We start from the raw sequence: 15,163 nt of genomic DNA, 5'->3' as shown, positions 1-15,163 counted from the left end.
TTTCGTAAAGTCCTCAAGGCCAGAAGTAACATGGTACGATACTCCTGACCTCTCGACCAAATTATTGACTGCGCGGTTGCTGCTGGGTAATGCAATGGATTCCACCGCCGCCGGCAAAAACATCGAGCGCGTCAATCTGGCTGATACGATGGTTGGGGAACAGTTCCCTAAAAAGCCGAAAGGCTGCCTTATCCTGCTTTTCATGGCCAAACGCCGGCATGACAATGCCGCCATTCGCTAAATAAAAATTGATGTAGGACAAGGTCAGGCGCTCACCGTTCATCCAGGTGGCCGGGGGTTGTTCCACGGTGTAGACGTCCAGGCGGCGTCCTTGCGCGTCAACCGCTGTTTTTAGTGTTTCCAGATTGTCATGCAGGATGTGATAATTTTCATCATTGCGGTCGTGAGTAATCAGACACAGTACTTTTCCGGGCGCAATAAAGCAGGCGATCTCATCCACATGACCATCAGTCTCATCGCCGACAAGGCCCTTGTTGAGCCAAATGGCTTTTTGGGTACCCAGGTATTCATGGAGATACGATTCGATTTCCTGTTCGCTTAAATGCGGATTGCGATTGGTGTTGAGCAGGCATTCACGGGTGGTAAGCACCGTTCCTTCGCCATCGACATGAAACGAGCCGCCTTCCATGACGAAGGGTGCTTTAAATGAGCGCGCGGTTGTCGCGTTGATGATGGCGCCGGCAATGCGGTTATCCAGGGCATAGTCATTGTAATTGCCGCCCCAGGCATTGTGAATCCAGTCCACACCGGCCAATTGGTAATTGCCATCCAGCAGGAAGGTCGGTCCGGTATCGCGCGTCCAGGAGTCATTGATGGGTAAGGTCATCAAATGTATTTTTTTATCACAAAGGGCTCTTGCCCCGGCTTCATCACCGGGATTAACAATCATTGTCAGCGGTTCAAACGCGGCAATGGCATTGGCGACTCGGGCATAAGCGTGACGGGCGCGTTCAAGACCTATCGTTTCCCAGGTTTGAAGGTGGCAGGGCCAAGCCATCCAGCATCCGGCATGAGGATACCATTCAGGCGGCATCATGAAACCATCATGTTTTGGAGTCGACATAATTATCCTTTGTTTTTATTGCCATCGAGATACGTTTGCTGGGTAAAAATACTGCGTAATTCATTCAAATACAATTGAATTATCTCGTCCGGCAGGTCAGTATTCAGTAATTGTTTTTCATAAGACAGCAGCAGTTTTTTGGTGTCAAAATGCGCGTAATGAAGCACGTTGGTTACGGTGTCGCCGCTGACTAAATCTTTGATCTCAAATTGACCATTGCCGGTTAGTTTAACGTCCAGCGAATTGGTATCGCCGAACAAATTATGAAGATTTCCTAAAATTTCCTGATAAGCGCCTACCAGGAAAAAGGCAATGGCATAGGGATTATTGGGATCATAAGGCGGAAGCATCAGGGTGGTATAGATCCAGTCGCGTCCCGTGTATTGCTTTAAGGTGCCGTCAGAGTCACAGGTTAAATCCTGCAGAATGCTGTGCATGCTTGGTTCTTCGTTAAGGTGCGAAATTGGCGTCACCGGGAAGATTTGTCCTATGGCCCAGGCATCTGGCATTGATTGGAAGAAAGACAGGTTGCAGAAAATTTTTGCCGCCAACCGTTCATTAATCATTTCCAGCAATTCGCTGTCGGCGGGGGTATTTTCGTCGAGCGGCTGTTGTTGGATTTCAAGACAGATGGCAGTGAACAGTTCTTCGACTTTTGCCTTTTCTTCAAGCGTCATGACCCCGTGTTTGAACATGGAGTGCGCTTCATCGAGCGAATGAGAGGCATAGTTAAACACTTCGCTTGGCGTGCTGTCGGCAATGGAGAGGTAAGTATTCCAGATGTCGTGAATGACGTGAGAGTCATCGGGAGCAATACGCGGCAGTGTCGGTTTCCGCTTAATCTGTTCCACATCGGTGATGTTGGTGACCAGGGTGGCGTGGTGAGCGGTCAATGCACGGCCTGATTCGGAAATGATGTGAGGTTCTGGCATGCCGCTTTCTTCGCAAAGATGACGCATGGCTAAAAGAATGTTGGTCGCGTATTCCTTGAGACTGTAGTTCATCGAGCAGCCGGTGCTGGATCGCGTGCCTTCGTAATCCACACTCAGGCCGCCGCCCACGTCAACGGTGTCAATGGAGGCGCCCATTCGCCGCAATTCGACATAATATCGCGCCACCTCCAGCATGCACTGGCGAATATCGAGGATGTTGGCAATCTGTGAGCCCAGATGGCAATGCATTAATTGCAGGCAATCGAGGTAACCGCGGTCTTTTAACTGATTGACAATGGTTAAAACCTGTTCCGCATTCAAACCGAACTTGGACTTCGCACCCCCGGTGTTTTCCCATTTACCGGCGCCTTTGGTCACCAGGCGGATGCGGATACCGATCCTTGGGCGAATGCCCATTTTGGCGGATTCTTTCAGAATGGTTTCCAGTTCGGACTGCTTTTCAATCACGATAAAAACCTGATGGCCCATCTGTTGGGCAATCAGGGCGGTGCGGATGTAACAGGCGTCTTTGTAGCCGTTGCAGATGATCGTGGACGGTGTTTCGCCTAACAGGCCGATGACTGCTACCAGTTCAGGTTTGCTGCCGGCCTCAAGTCCCACCTCATGATCGGGGGCTTTAAGCAGCTCCTTAACGACAGAACATTCCTGATTGACCTTGATGGGATAAACCAGCGTGTAGCGTCCCTGGTAATCAATTTCTTCAATCGCCTGTGTGAATGCTTCATAAATTTTTGCCACGCGATCGTGGAGAATGTCTGTAAAGCGAATCAGCAGCGGCAACTGCAGGCCGGCTCGATTCGCTGCATTCACGATCGCTTTCAGTTCAACCCCGGTTTCTTCCGGGTGTTTACTGATTTCGATATTACCCTGCTGATTGACTGTGAAATAACCTTCACCCCAATGTGAAATATTATAAAAATTGCTGCCCGTTGAGGTTTGGTGTGTCATCAGGTTAATTCTCCTTTGAAAAAGCCGCGGGGCTTGGCAAGCGCATGGTAAGTGTTTGGTTCACGTTGATTGGGAAAAGGAAACAGGCGGCCCCACAGGTCGCGCTGATTGAAATCGAGTGGCGCAACCAGTACAGCCGGCTCATTGCGGGGGGCCTGTACCAGGATCTCGCCCAGCGGATTACTGATGAAACTGCTGCCATAAAATTCCAACTCGTTTTCACAGCCGATGCGGTTGACAGCCACCATAAAGGTATTGGCCATGATTCCCTGAGCCACCATGACTTTTTGCCACATGGGCTGGCTGTCAAATCCCGGAGCTGTGGGTTCGCCACCGATGGCAGTAGGATAAACCAGCACCTCTGCGCCTTTTAAGCCGTAAATTCTCGATAATTCTGGGAACCATTGATCGTAGCAGGTGGGCAAACCAAAACGATGCCCGGCGATGGTATGAACAGGGTAATCGGAATCACCCGGTTTAAAATAATAATCTTCATGGTATTTTTCACCGCTGGGAATGTGTTGCTTGCGGGTGACGGCGATAAGCTTACCCTGCTCATTGAAGGCCACCGCGGTATTGTAACCGGCTTGTTCAAACAGTGAGGCGGTAATGCAAACACCGGCTGTTTTAGCCATGTCGCTGACAAACTGCGCGGTGGGGCCTGTGTGAATGTCTTCCATGTACGGTTTGCCATCCACGTCGTTGCGGGTACAGAAATAAGGCGACAGGGTTAGTTCCTGCAGGCAAACCAGTTCGGCCCCTTTTTTGGCTGCCGTGATGATCCCTGAAGCAAGACGGTCGCGGTGTTCGTCTGGATTTTCATACCATTTTTCCTGTACCAAACCAATTGTCAATGTGTTACTCGTCATCATGTCTCACCGATAGATAGTTCAAAGAGGGGCGGCGTGGAGCGTCAAGCGAAGCGCCGGTTGTTTGTTGCGTCGTTTTTCATCGTCCAGACGAGGTATATTAGAATAAAAAAAAAGTTTATTGAATAACCAATCGGCGTTTTTTGCCTTCAGGTCGTTCACTTTGACGATAAGCCTGATTATAGACGCTGTTTGTCGCTGGGTCGTTTTTTTAACAGGGATTGGCTAAAAGGGCATTGGCAACCTTGGACTGATTTTTTCTTGACATGGCTTTGCAAATCATGTCGCCGGCATGGACGATTTTGTAAATGTCAACACCGGTTTCAATGCCAAGTCCGTGCATCAGGTAAAGCACGTCTTCTGTCGCCACATTGCCGCTGGCACCGCGGGCATAGGGGCAGCCGCCGAGGCCGGCGACCGAGCTGTCAAAACAGGTAATGCCGCATTGCAGTGACGCATGGATGTTGGCAATGGCCTGACCGTAGGTATCATGAAAATGCATGGCGATTTGCTTTGCGGGCAGATAGTTTAAAATCTTCTCAAGCAGCAGCGAGGTTTGTCTGGGGGTGCCCACACCAATGGTGTCGCCCAGACTGATTTCATAAATACCCAGCTGCGCCAATTCGCGGGCGACGTCCAGCACTTTTTCAGGAGCAATGGCTCCTTCATAGGGGCAACCCACAACGCAGGACACATACCCCCGGATTTTGATTTGATGGGCCTGAGCCAAGGGAATTATCTCGGCAATGCGCGCAAGGCTTTCTGCGATGGAGCAATTGATGTTGCGGCGATTAAATTCTTCACTGGCGGCGGTAAAGACTGCAATTTCTGTTACTCCTGCCTCGATCGCACGTTGCAGCCCCCGGGTATTTGGAACCAGCGCGGAAAATTGCACGCCGGCGGGTTTATCGATGCCGGCATAGACTTCAAGGTTGTCAGACAGTTGTGGAATGGCTTTGGGCGAGACAAAACTGGTGACCTCAATCCGTTTTAAGCCGCTTTGACTGAGCTGGTTAATCAATTCAATTTTTTTTCGTGTCGACACAAAGGTAATTTCATTCTGCAGTCCATCGCGTGGACCTACCTCAACGAGGGTCACTTGGTTTGGGTAGTTCATGCTGATTCCGGTTTGTAGGCATGATGAACTCGGTTCATTTCATTTTGAGTGAAGCGAACCGACCTGTAAATGCCTGATTAATCCTGTAGTGCCAGTAACTGTGCGCCTTCCTGCACCTGGGAACCGACTTCATAGTACAATTCCGCCAGAGTGCCATTTTTGGGTGCATGAATGGTGTGCTCCATTTTCATGGCTTCAAGCACAATCAGGCGTTCGCCTTCTTTCACCTTGTCACCCTTGTTTTTAAGAATGGCAACTACCGTTGCGGGCATGGGGGCAGTCAGTTCCCCCTTGGGACCGGCCTGCTGGCCTAAATCGTCCCAATGGTAGGGACTGACAATCACCGGACCGCCGTTGATGTAGCAATACAATTTACCTTGAAAATAATTAACCCGGGCGGATTGCTGCTGCCTGCCGTCATCGAGTGTTAACCAGTCACCATCAAGGCCTGCGGTTAACGTCAGAGTGGGTTCATTTTCCAGAGTCACCTGAAACTGCCTTTCATTCACGGCGTCGATTTTAAGGCAATACGCTTGCTCGCCTGTCACATAGCGGCAGTACCAGTGGCTGCGTAAATTGGATTGCCAGGCAACGCTTTGACGAAGTAAAAGGTCTTGATGGCGATGCAATTGCAGATAGTCATAGGCGGCCGCCATGAGCAAAGCCTGTTTTTTGTCTGGGGCGGTCAGATGGATGGCTTGCTGTTGCAGGAAATCCGTGCTCAGGTTGGCAGCAATAAATGCTTCATTGGCAACAATGGCCTGCAGAAAGGGGATGTTGGTCTTAACGCCGCCAATGGCATAATCGCTTAATGCCCGCTGCATGTGTTGAATGGCTTCATCGCGCGTGTTCCCCCAGGTAATTAATTTGGCAATCATGGGGTCGTAATACATGGTAATGCCGGACCCGCAGGTCACACCGCTATCGATACGGATGTTGTCCCCCTCAGGCTCTTTTAGAAAATGAATGTCGCCGATGGAGGGAATAAAACCCTGATGCGGATCTTCCGCATAGATGCGGCATTCCAGCGCATGACCCGAGTGGCGAATGGTGTCCTGAGTCGCTGGAAGCGGTGCATTGGCGGCAATTTTAATCTGCCATTCCACCAGATCAAAACCGGTGATTTTCTCGGTGACTGGATGTTCCACCTGCAGGCGGGTATTCATTTCCATAAAATAAAAATCGCTGTCGCCATCCACCAGGAATTCAACAGTCCCTGCGCCGCGGTAATCAATGGAACGCGCCACCTCACAGGCTGCTGTCGCGAGGCGTTGACGCAAGTCATCATTTAAACGGGGGGCCGGAGCTTCTTCAATGATTTTCTGATGACGCCTTTGAATGGAGCAATCGCGCTCAAAAAGATGCACGACCCCACCATGATTGTCGGCCATGACCTGCACTTCCACGTGACGCGGGTTTAATACCAGCTTTTCGATGATCATCGTGTCGTCGGCAAAACTGGCCATGGCTTCGCGGCGGGCGCCGGCCAGGGCCTGCAGAAAATCAGTGTCCTGATGCACGGCACGCATGCCCTTGCCGCCGCCGCCGCTTGCGGCCTTAAGCAATACCGGAAAACCAATGCGTCGGGCTTCGTTCAGCAGGTGTGCATCGCTTTGCTCGTTGCCGTGATAGCCCGGTGTCAGCGGCACGGAGGTTTTTTCCAGTAACTGCTTGGCCAGCTGTTTTGATGCCATGGCTTCCATAGCCGAAACGCTTGGGCCAATGAACACAATACCGGCCTGTTCGCAGGCACGGGCAAATTGCGGATTTTCTGATAGAAAACCGTAACCGGGATGAATGGCTTCAGCCCCCGATGCCTTGGCTGCGTCCAGAATGGCATTGATATTCAAATAACTGCTTTTGGCGCTGGCTTCCCCCACACAGTAGGCTTTATCCGCGAGGCGCACAAACGGGCTGTTTTGATCGGCAAGCGAATAAACGGAAATGGTTTCAATGCCCATTTTTTTAGCGGTTCGAATCACCCGGCAGGCAATTTCGCCGCGGTTAGCGATAAGAATTCGGTTAAACATGAAAATCCTTAATTCCAGTTGGGGGTTTCTTTGTTAAGGAAGGCGCGAAGCCCGCGCTGACCTTCCGCAGAAACCCGTTTTTTTGCAATGATCGCGGCTGTTTTTTCGATTAATGCCTCATCGATGGGTTTGCCGTCAACGCAGTCAACCAGTGTTTTGCATTCCGAGACAGCCTGCGGGGCAAGCGTTGTCATCTTTTGTGCATAAGTCAGGGTATACTCCCATAATTGATCCTCATCAATACAATGATGGACCAGATTAAGCTGTTTGGCGCGCTCGGCATCGATCATTTCGGCACTCATGAACAACCATTTGGCCACGCGTGCGCCGACGGCATTGACCACATAAGGGCTAATGACCGCGGGGACCAGGCCAAGCTTAACCTCGGAAAAGCAAAAGCGCGCGGACTGCGCGGCGATCGCAATATCACAGGCCGCCACTAACCCGGCACCGCCGCCAAAAGCGGATCCCTGGACCATGGCGATGGTGGGTTTGTTGCTGGTGTAGAGGGTATTCATCACCCGGGCAAGCACCAGGGCATCCTTGACGTTTTCCTCTTCGCTGTAATGGGCCATTCGCTGCATCCAATGGGCATCGGCACCGGCTGAAAAATGCTTGCCCTTGGCCTTTAAAATAAGGGCTTTGGTGTCTGGGTGGGCGATGGCCTCATCCAGGGTTTTTTGCAAATCATGAAGCAGCGTGTCATCAAACGCATTGTGTTTCTCGACCCGGTTTAAGGTGATCACTGACACGTGATCGTGCCATTCATGCAACAGGTGGCTCATGGTTTTAATCCTTACATGCGAAAAACGCCAAAGCGTGTCGCTGAAATGGGGGCATTCAATGCCGCGGACAGACTTAATCCCAACACCATACGGGTGTCTTCAGGCGCAATGACCCCGTCATCCCATAAGCGGGCGCTGGCATAATAGGGATGGCCCTGGGTTTCATACTGGGCGCGAAGTTCTGCTTTAAACGCTTCTTCAGCTTCTTCCGACCAGTGGGTGCCTTGTTTGGTGTGCTTGTCGCGATTCACTTGCGCCAGCACATTGGCGGCTTGCTCGCCACCCATGACTGAGATGCGGGCATTGGGCCAGCTCCATAAAAACCGCGGCTCGTAGGCGCGTCCGCACATGGCGTAGTTGCCGGCGCCAAAACTGCCGCCGACAAGGACGGTGAATTTGGGCACATTGGCATTGGCAACGGCAGTGACCATTTTGGCCCCGTGTTTGGCGATGCCACCGGCTTCGTATTTGCTGCCTACCATAAAACCGGTGATGTTCTGTAAAAACAGCAGGGGAATGCGGCGCTGGACACACAGTTCGATAAAATGAGTGCCTTTTAATGCGCTTTCACCGAATAAAATGCCATTATTGGCCACAATGCCGATAGGGTAACCATACAGATGGGCAAAACCGCAAACCAGGGTGGTGCCGTACAAAGCTTTGAATTCATCAAATTCAGAGGCATCGACGAGACGGGCAATGATTTCACGGATATCAAAAGGTTTGCGGGGGTCTACAGGGACGATGCCATTGAGTTCGTGGGCGGCATACAGCGGTTCGCGGCTGTCAATGCGGGTTAGCTGCTCCGGCTTTTTGCGATTCAAAAAAGCAATGGTTTGACGCGCCAGAAACAGGGCATGGGCATCGTTTTCAGCGTAATGATCAGCCACACCGGATTGACGGCAATGGACATCGGCGCCGCCCAATTCTTCAGCGCTGATCACTTCACCGGTCGCCGCTTTGACCAGCGGCGGCCCGCCTAAAAAAATGGTGGCCTGATTGCGGACCATGATGGATTCATCGGCCATGGCAGGGACGTAAGCGCCGCCTGCGGTACACGAACCCATCACCACGGCAATCTGCGGGATGTTTTCGGCAGACAGCGTGGCCTGATTATAAAAAATGCGGCCAAAATGATCGCGATCAGGGAACACTTCATCCTGTCGCGGTAAAAAGGCGCCACCGGAATCCACCAGATAAACGCAGGGCAGGTGATTGCTGCGTGCGATGTCCTGAGCCCTTAAATGCTTTTTAACCGTGAGCGGATAATAGGTGCCGCCTTTTACAGTGGCATCATTGACCACAATGATGCATTCGGTGCCATTGATTCGCCCAATGCCGGTAATGATGCCGGCTGCAGGGACAACGTCGTCATAAACCTGATAGGCTGCAAGCTGCGATAACTCCAGAAATGGGCTGCCGGGGTCCAGCAATTGTTGCAGCCTCTCGCGTGGCAGCAGCTTGCCATGCTTCAAATGCCTGGCGCGCGCATTGTCATCGCCGCCCCGGGCGATTTGTTCAACAAGATCGCGTAACTGCAAAACCTGGGCCTCCATGGCGGCCGCGTTTTGTTTAAATTCGGTGCTTGCCGTATTAATCTGACTGACAATTTTTGCCATGATAATCCTTAATGAATCAGTAGGTTGCTCAATACAATAATTAACCAGAGACACCAGGTCAGCTCCAGCAGATAGGGCATGGGTTTGCCTCGAATCGGGCGGTAAATGAGTGCTGGGACTGAGGCTAAAAGGATAGGAATCAAGGTCAGCAGAATCACCTTGCGAATCAATAAACCGATGCCAGTGTGGCTAAACACCGCGGCGAGCTTGAGATTCACGTAGGCATAAAACATGTCGATATACACAATCAGCAGATGGGCGTATTTGGCAAAGACAATGACCAGAATGCTTAAAGCAAGATAGATAAGACTTTGACGAAGCATGTACATCCTTTGTTATTTTTATGTTGACGATGCCCGCAACCGTCAACCGATGCGGGCATCGCCCAGTGGATTAGGACAGCGGCTAAACCAGTTCAATGGCCATGGCCGTTGCTTCTCCGCCGCCAATGCAGAGAGCAGCAATGCCGCGAGTTTTCTGGCGTTGTTTCAGCGCATGGATGAGCGTGACTAAAATGCGCGCACCGGATGCCCCGATGGGGTGGCCCAAAGCGCAGGCGCCGCCGTGGATATTGACCTTATTGTCATCCAGTTCAAGCTGGCTAATGGCCGCCATGGCGACTACCGCAAAGGCTTCGTTGATCTCAAAAAGATCCACTTCATTTTTAGTCCAGCCGGCTTTGCTCATGACTTTACGAATTGCATCCACTGGGGCCGTAGTAAACCACTCTGGTGCCTGAGCATGGGTTGCGTGAGCAAGAATACGGGCCAGGGGCTTTATGCCGCGTTTTTTAGCCTGTTCGGCGGTCATGAGGATAAGGCTTGCTGCGCCATCGGAGATGGAGCTTGAGTTGGCGGCAGTCACTGTGCCATCCGCTTTAAACGCCGGACGCAGCGTGGCAATCTTGTTTAATTTGCCGGCGTCGGGGCTTTCATCTTTGGATACGGTGATTTCGCCTTTACGGTCTTTGATGGTGACGGGTACGATTTCGTCAGCAAAACCATTGTCCTGTTGCGCCTGCAGGGCACGAGTCAATGAACGGGATGCGTATTCATCCTGCTGAGCCCGGGTAAAGCCAAAATGTTCAGCTGTCTGCTCAGCAAAACAACCCATTAACTGGCCACGCTCATAGGCATCTTCCAGCCCGTCGAGGAACATGTGATCTTTAAGCTGACCATGGCCAAGACGATAGCCGGAGCGGGCTTTATCAAGCAGGTAAGGTGCATTGCTCATGCTTTCCATGCCGCTGGCCAGCACGACATTGGCGGAACCGGCTTTGATTAAATCATGACCCAGCATCACCGCTTTCATGCCAGAGCCGCACATTTTATTAATGGTGGTTGCGCCCGTGGAATCAGGGATGCCGGCGCCAATGGCGGCCTGGCGTCCAGGCGCCTGTCCGATGCCTGCCTGTAATACGCAGCCGGTGATGACTTCATCAATATCAGAGGGAGAAATGCCAGCCTGTTCGAGTGCTGCGCGATGAGCAATGGCCCCTAATTCCGGTGCTGTCAATGCTGACAGAGCGCCCAGCATGCTACCCATGGGGGTGCGTTTGGCAGCAACGATGACGATATCATTCTGATCCATACTCATTTTCCTTTTCCTTATGAAGTTTCTTTAAATAGTTCACGGCCAATCAGCATGCGCCGTATCTCGGAGGTACCTGCGCCAATTTCGTACAATTTGGCATCCCGCAACAAACGCCCCGTGGGGTATTCATTAATATAGCCATTCCCGCCCAGAGTTTGAATAGCCTGCAGTGCCGTTTGTGTGGCCTTCTCGGCAGTATAAAGGATAACACCGGCGGCATCGATGCGGTTGACCAACCCTTGATCACAGGCCTTTGCTACGGCATAAAGGTAGGATCGCGAGGCGCTTAATTCCGTATACATGTCTGCCAGTTTACCCTGAATAAACTGGAATTCGCCAATCGGCTGGCCAAATTGTTTACGTTCATGAACGTAGGGGATGACCACATCCAGGCAGGCCTGCATGATGCCCACGGGTCCCGCCGCCAGGATGGTACGCTCATAATCAAGACCGCTCATCAGCACTTTGGCGCCCTTATTCAGTTCGCCAAGAATATTTTCAGCCGGTACCCGGCAATCTTCAAACACCAGTTCGCAGGTGTTGGAACCCCGCATTCCCAATTTATCGAGTTTTTGCGCTGTTTTGAATCCTTGCATGCCTTTCTCAATCAGAAAGGCGGTAATGCCTTTGCTGCCGGCCTGCTTGTCTGTTTTGGCATAAACCACCAAAACATCGGCATCCGGGCCATTGGTAATCCACATTTTAGTGCCATTGAGAATAAAATGATCACCTTGAGACTGGGCCTGCAACTGCATGCTGACGACATCAGAACCGGAGTTGGACTCACTCATGGCCAGCGCGCCAATAAACTCTCCACTAATAAGTTTAGGCAAATATTGACGCTTTTGCTCGTGGTTGCCGTTCAGATAAATCTGGTTGACGCAGAGGTTGGAATGAGCGCCGTAACTTAAGCCGACCGAGGCTGAGGCGCGCGAAATTTCTTCCATGGCAATGGCGTGGGCCAGATAACCCATGTTCGCTCCGCCGTATTCCTCACTGACCGTAATGCCTAGCAGTCCCATCTCGCCCAGTTTCCGCCAGAGGTGGTTGGGAAAGGTGTTTTCCGCGTCAATCTGCGCGGCAATGGGGGCAATTTCATGTTGCGCGAACTGATAAACGCTGTCGCGTAACAGATCATAAGTCTCGCCAAGGGCGTGGTGTAATCCAGTATGCATAGTTGACTTCCTGTTACTTAAACAAATAGGCTAGACTATACCCAATCAAATTCAAGTTGCAACTTCATTTTTAGCAGGCATTGTGCATTAAGGGGCGGGAGTTATGAACAAGCTGGTAATCTGGGGCCATCATGTCGATGAATACAGGGAAATGTTTGATTTAACTGACACGGATCTTTCAGGGAAAATCCTGGAATTTGGTTGCGGCCCCAGTGCGATCAACGCTGAATTGACAGGAAAAGCCAAACAATGCGTCAGCTGCGATCCCCTTTTTAGCCTGGACATGGATACACTTAATTCCAAAGTGACGTTGATTTTTGCTGACATGCTTAACAAGGTGACAGAGGAAAAGGAAAAGTTTGATTTCAGCCGTTATGAAAACAATCTCGAAGAACTGATTGAAAAAAGGCGAAGCGGTCTGTCTGCTTTTTTCGCGGATTATCTGCGAGGCAAAGAAGAAAAACGCTACATCGGCATCACCGAAATCCGGTTGCCCTTTAACGATTTTACCTTCGACTATGCTTTAAGTTCGCACTATCTTTTCGCCGAACTGGACAATCAGGATGTGGCGTTTCATGTCCAGGCCATTCAGGAACTGGCGCGAGTTGCCAAAGAAGTGCGTATTTTCCCTTTAATTGACCGCCACGGCCAGCCTTCGCCTTTGCTTGGGCCCGTACTGCTTGAACTGCAGCAGCACAACTTTGGCGTGGAGGTCCGCAGCGTCAATTATCACCTGCAACCCAGCGGCAATGCCATGCTTCGCGTCTGGGCGCAGGAATGCCCTGTTTAACCGACTCGTACGGGCAATTCAGGACCAGGCGTTTCGTCTCCGTCCTCACTGTCTGACAATTGCGCCAGGTATTGCTTTTCCAGTTCAATGAGATTCGCCAGAGTGCTCATGACACGATTGAGGGGTGTCCGTTCGTCTGGATTAAAGCGGATCATGCCATGCAGCACCTCGTTTAAGGGTTTGGCTATCTCTGACGGCACGGTCATCCCGGTAAAGAGTTTAAGCTTCTGTTGCTTACGGTGCCCGTAGTATTTTTCAAAACTGTCAGCCATTCTTTCATTGAGGTGGTCCATGGAGCTGTCGCCCCAAAAATCAGCCAGAGTCATGCCCAGTGAAAAAATATCACCCGCTGTACTGATTTTCATCTTAAAGAATACCTCTGGCGGTAGAAAGGGGAGGGTGCCTTTGATGCGTTTACCCTGGGTTTTACTGCTGGGGCAGGAAAAGGCAAAATCAATTAATTTGACCGTCAGGGGCGAGAGGGAAACCATGATGTTTTCTGGTTTAATATCCCGATGAATACGCCCTTTCGCATGGAGTTCATCCACGGCTTTGACAATCGCTAACGACAGCTCCAGGTATTGAAGCAGGCTTAATTCAATTTTGCTCTTGATAAGACGCCTTTGCAGTTTAAATAAGTCCATCTCACCCGCCTTTCGCATGCGCAGAAATCCAAACGTCTTACTGAATACCGGTTCTTTACAGTGTAAAGACTCATTGCCAAGCTGCGTACGCAGCGCTTCTTTATGAATCCGCTTTTCGGGCATCTGGCTTAGGGCGATGCATTTGATGACTTGTTGCTTTTCAGGCGTGCGTTCCTTAAACGACATGTCGTTTTCGCTTTTAATCTTGCCAAGGCTTAACATGACTGACCCATAACTGCCGTTTTCAAACGGGGCGTCCAATACTTCCGCATGAATGCTGGTGGCGGTTTTTTTAGTAATGAGCAGCGGGTGCAGCAGGAAAATCGCTTCGGTATTTTCCCCATAAGACAACACGTGTTTCCCAGCGGCGATTTCAGTATCCGCGGCTTGAGTCATTAAATCAAAAAGCAATTTTTTACCCGCAGCATTGAGTTGGGTGGGATCAATCGTAATCATGGGTATCCTGTTTTTAAGCCAGGGTTTCTGGCGTGGCGTTAAAGGGGGTATTATATTACCTCGTTTTGCCTTCGATTGAATGACTGGAGTTTGATTAAATGTATTCTCTGCTTCGTCCACTGTTGTTTAAACTGGACACTGAGCGTGCGCATGCGCTGGCCCTGCATGCCCTGCGCTGGCTGCCTTCGGCCTGTTTCGAAAAGCCAAAACAGAGGCCTGTTAAGGCCTTGGGTCTTGATTTCCCTCATCCCATTGGTTTGGCGGCCGGATTTGATAAAAATGGCGAACACCTCGATGCACTGGCTAAACTGGGCTTTTCCTTTATTGAATTGGGCACGGTAACGCCCAGGCCACAACCGGGCAACCCGAAACCCCGTCTTTTTCGCCTGCCTAAAGCCAATGCCATCATTAACCGCATGGGGTTTAATAACCAGGGGGTGGATGCCTTGGTGGGGCATGTCGCCCGGGCGCGCTATCAAGGCATACTCGGCATCAATATTGGTAAAAATAAAGACACGCCTCTGACCCACGCCGCCGAAGATTACCGGTACTGTCTGCAAAAGGTGTTTAAGCAGGCCTCCTATGTGACCATTAACATCTCATCCCCCAATACGCCTGATTTACGCCTCCTGCAGCGCGGCGATTTTTTTATTGATTTGCTGACGCAGTTGACCGACGAACGCAAGCGTTTGGAAGATCAATACCAGCGCACCGTGCCGCTGCTGGTGAAAGTTTCTCCGGATGAAAGCGACGACGCATTGAAACAGATGGCTCATGTGGTAGTCAGTCAGGGAATGAATGGCATCATCGCCACCAATACGACCTCTGGGCGAGAGGCAGTGGCTTCCTTACCCTATGGTCAGGAGACAGGCGGCTTGAGCGGGCAGCCCCTGGCTTCGCGTTCGACCGCCTGTTTACGCCTTTTAAACGAAGTAGTCGGCAAAGACGTCTGTTTGATTGGTGTGGGCGGCATCGACAGCGGTGAAATAGCGCGGGAGAAACTGGCGGCGGGGGCTTCGTTGTTACAGGTTTACACCGGTTTGATTTATCAGGGTCCTGGTTTGATCAGTCGTCTGACGACCGCCCTGGACGCTTAGGGC

At 51.1% G+C, this 15,163-nt stretch carries 13 protein-coding genes; 2 read left to right on the top strand and 11 right to left on the bottom strand.

Annotation, left to right across the window (positions count from 1 at the left end; translation table 11 throughout):
- Positions 1-61 precede the first annotated feature (61 nt).
- The 10 genes from GH742_RS11410 to GH742_RS11365 all read right to left on the bottom strand — a co-directional run bounded on the left by GH742_RS11410 (position 62) and on the right by GH742_RS11365 (position 12,173).
- Complete coding sequence (locus GH742_RS11410) at positions 62-1,090, bottom strand: agmatine/peptidylarginine deiminase (RefSeq protein ID WP_203456930.1); 1,029 nt, start codon at positions 1,088-1,090, stop codon at positions 62-64.
- Positions 1,087-2,985, bottom strand: a complete 1,899-nt coding sequence (speA, locus tag GH742_RS11405; RefSeq protein ID WP_203455074.1) for a biosynthetic arginine decarboxylase — start codon at positions 2,983-2,985, stop codon at positions 1,087-1,089. The genes GH742_RS11410 and speA overlap by 4 nt, the downstream gene beginning before the upstream one ends.
- Entirely contained in the window at positions 2,985-3,854 is an 870-nt protein-coding gene (locus GH742_RS11400) for a carbon-nitrogen hydrolase (protein ID WP_203456929.1), read from the bottom strand. The genes speA and GH742_RS11400 overlap by 1 nt, the downstream gene beginning before the upstream one ends.
- Before the next feature lie 211 nt (positions 3,855-4,065).
- Complete coding sequence (locus tag GH742_RS11395) at positions 4,066-4,971, bottom strand: hydroxymethylglutaryl-CoA lyase (RefSeq protein ID WP_203455073.1); 906 nt, start codon at positions 4,969-4,971, stop codon at positions 4,066-4,068.
- A gap of 77 nt (positions 4,972-5,048) precedes the next feature.
- Positions 5,049-7,001 carry an acetyl/propionyl/methylcrotonyl-CoA carboxylase subunit alpha gene (locus GH742_RS11390; RefSeq protein WP_203455072.1) on the bottom strand — a complete coding sequence of 651 codons (1,953 nt, stop codon included), beginning with the start codon at positions 6,999-7,001 and terminating at the stop codon, positions 5,049-5,051.
- A gap of 8 nt (positions 7,002-7,009) precedes the next feature.
- Positions 7,010-7,786 carry an enoyl-CoA hydratase-related protein gene (locus GH742_RS11385; protein WP_203455071.1) on the bottom strand — a complete coding sequence of 259 codons (777 nt, stop codon included), beginning with the start codon at positions 7,784-7,786 and terminating at the stop codon, positions 7,010-7,012.
- 11 nt (positions 7,787-7,797) lie between these two features.
- The gene (locus GH742_RS11380) at positions 7,798-9,405 is read right to left on the bottom strand and encodes a carboxyl transferase domain-containing protein (protein WP_203455070.1); all 1,608 of its coding nucleotides are present in this window, start codon (positions 9,403-9,405) and stop codon (positions 7,798-7,800) included.
- Between the two features lie 8 nt (positions 9,406-9,413).
- Complete coding sequence (locus tag GH742_RS11375; protein ID WP_203455069.1) at positions 9,414-9,728, bottom strand: hypothetical protein; 315 nt, start codon at positions 9,726-9,728, stop codon at positions 9,414-9,416.
- An 82-nt stretch (positions 9,729-9,810) separates the two neighbouring features.
- Positions 9,811-10,995: an acetyl-CoA C-acyltransferase gene (locus GH742_RS11370; RefSeq protein ID WP_203455068.1), complete on the bottom strand. Its 1,185-nt coding sequence runs from the start codon at positions 10,993-10,995 to the stop codon at positions 9,811-9,813.
- A gap of 17 nt (positions 10,996-11,012) precedes the next feature.
- Positions 11,013-12,173: an isovaleryl-CoA dehydrogenase gene (locus GH742_RS11365; RefSeq protein ID WP_203455067.1), complete on the bottom strand. Its 1,161-nt coding sequence runs from the start codon at positions 12,171-12,173 to the stop codon at positions 11,013-11,015.
- A 103-nt stretch (positions 12,174-12,276) separates the two neighbouring features.
- Between GH742_RS11365 and GH742_RS11360 the strand changes: the two genes are divergently transcribed.
- Positions 12,277-12,963: a hypothetical protein gene (locus GH742_RS11360; protein WP_203455066.1), complete on the top strand. Its 687-nt coding sequence runs from the start codon at positions 12,277-12,279 to the stop codon at positions 12,961-12,963.
- Here GH742_RS11360 and GH742_RS11355 read toward each other — a convergent pair.
- Complete coding sequence (locus GH742_RS11355) at positions 12,960-14,063, bottom strand: protein kinase (protein ID WP_203455065.1); 1,104 nt, start codon at positions 14,061-14,063, stop codon at positions 12,960-12,962. The two genes, GH742_RS11360 and GH742_RS11355, sit on opposite strands and share 4 nt — an antisense overlap.
- 98 nt (positions 14,064-14,161) lie before the next feature.
- Between GH742_RS11355 and GH742_RS11350 the strand changes: the two genes are divergently transcribed.
- A complete protein-coding gene (locus GH742_RS11350; RefSeq protein WP_203455064.1) occupies positions 14,162-15,160 on the top strand; it encodes a quinone-dependent dihydroorotate dehydrogenase in 999 nt (332 codons plus the stop codon).
- Positions 15,161-15,163: the final 3 nt, after the last annotated feature.

It is taken from the genome of Legionella sp. MW5194, assembly GCF_016864235.1.
In the GTDB taxonomy this organism is placed as follows: domain Bacteria; phylum Pseudomonadota; class Gammaproteobacteria; order Legionellales; family Legionellaceae; genus Legionella_C.
This window is presented reverse-complemented; position numbering and strand designations above follow the sequence as displayed.

What these genes read in the sequence shown, in the direction of transcription:
- speA (WP_203455074.1), bottom strand. Translation starts at nt 2,985, where the DNA reads ATGACACACCAAACCTCAACGGGCAGCAATTTTTATAATATTTCACAT.
- GH742_RS11400 (WP_203456929.1), bottom strand. Translation starts at nt 3,854, where the DNA reads ATGACGAGTAACACATTGACAATTGGTTTGGTACAGGAAAAATGGTAT.
- GH742_RS11395 (WP_203455073.1), bottom strand. Translation starts at nt 4,971, where the DNA reads ATGAACTACCCAAACCAAGTGACCCTCGTTGAGGTAGGTCCACGCGAT.
- GH742_RS11390 (WP_203455072.1), bottom strand. Translation starts at nt 7,001, where the DNA reads ATGTTTAACCGAATTCTTATCGCTAACCGCGGCGAAATTGCCTGCCGG.
- GH742_RS11385 (WP_203455071.1), bottom strand. Translation starts at nt 7,786, where the DNA reads ATGAGCCACCTGTTGCATGAATGGCACGATCACGTGTCAGTGATCACC.
- GH742_RS11380 (WP_203455070.1), bottom strand. Translation starts at nt 9,405, where the DNA reads ATGGCAAAAATTGTCAGTCAGATTAATACGGCAAGCACCGAATTTAAA.
- GH742_RS11375 (WP_203455069.1), bottom strand. Translation starts at nt 9,728, where the DNA reads ATGCTTCGTCAAAGTCTTATCTATCTTGCTTTAAGCATTCTGGTCATT.
- GH742_RS11370 (WP_203455068.1), bottom strand. Translation starts at nt 10,995, where the DNA reads ATGGATCAGAATGATATCGTCATCGTTGCTGCCAAACGCACCCCCATG.
- GH742_RS11365 (WP_203455067.1), bottom strand. Translation starts at nt 12,173, where the DNA reads ATGCATACTGGATTACACCACGCCCTTGGCGAGACTTATGATCTGTTA.
- GH742_RS11360 (WP_203455066.1), top strand. Translation starts at nt 12,277, where the DNA reads ATGAACAAGCTGGTAATCTGGGGCCATCATGTCGATGAATACAGGGAA.
- GH742_RS11355 (WP_203455065.1), bottom strand. Translation starts at nt 14,063, where the DNA reads ATGATTACGATTGATCCCACCCAACTCAATGCTGCGGGTAAAAAATTG.
- GH742_RS11350 (WP_203455064.1), top strand. Translation starts at nt 14,162, where the DNA reads ATGTATTCTCTGCTTCGTCCACTGTTGTTTAAACTGGACACTGAGCGT.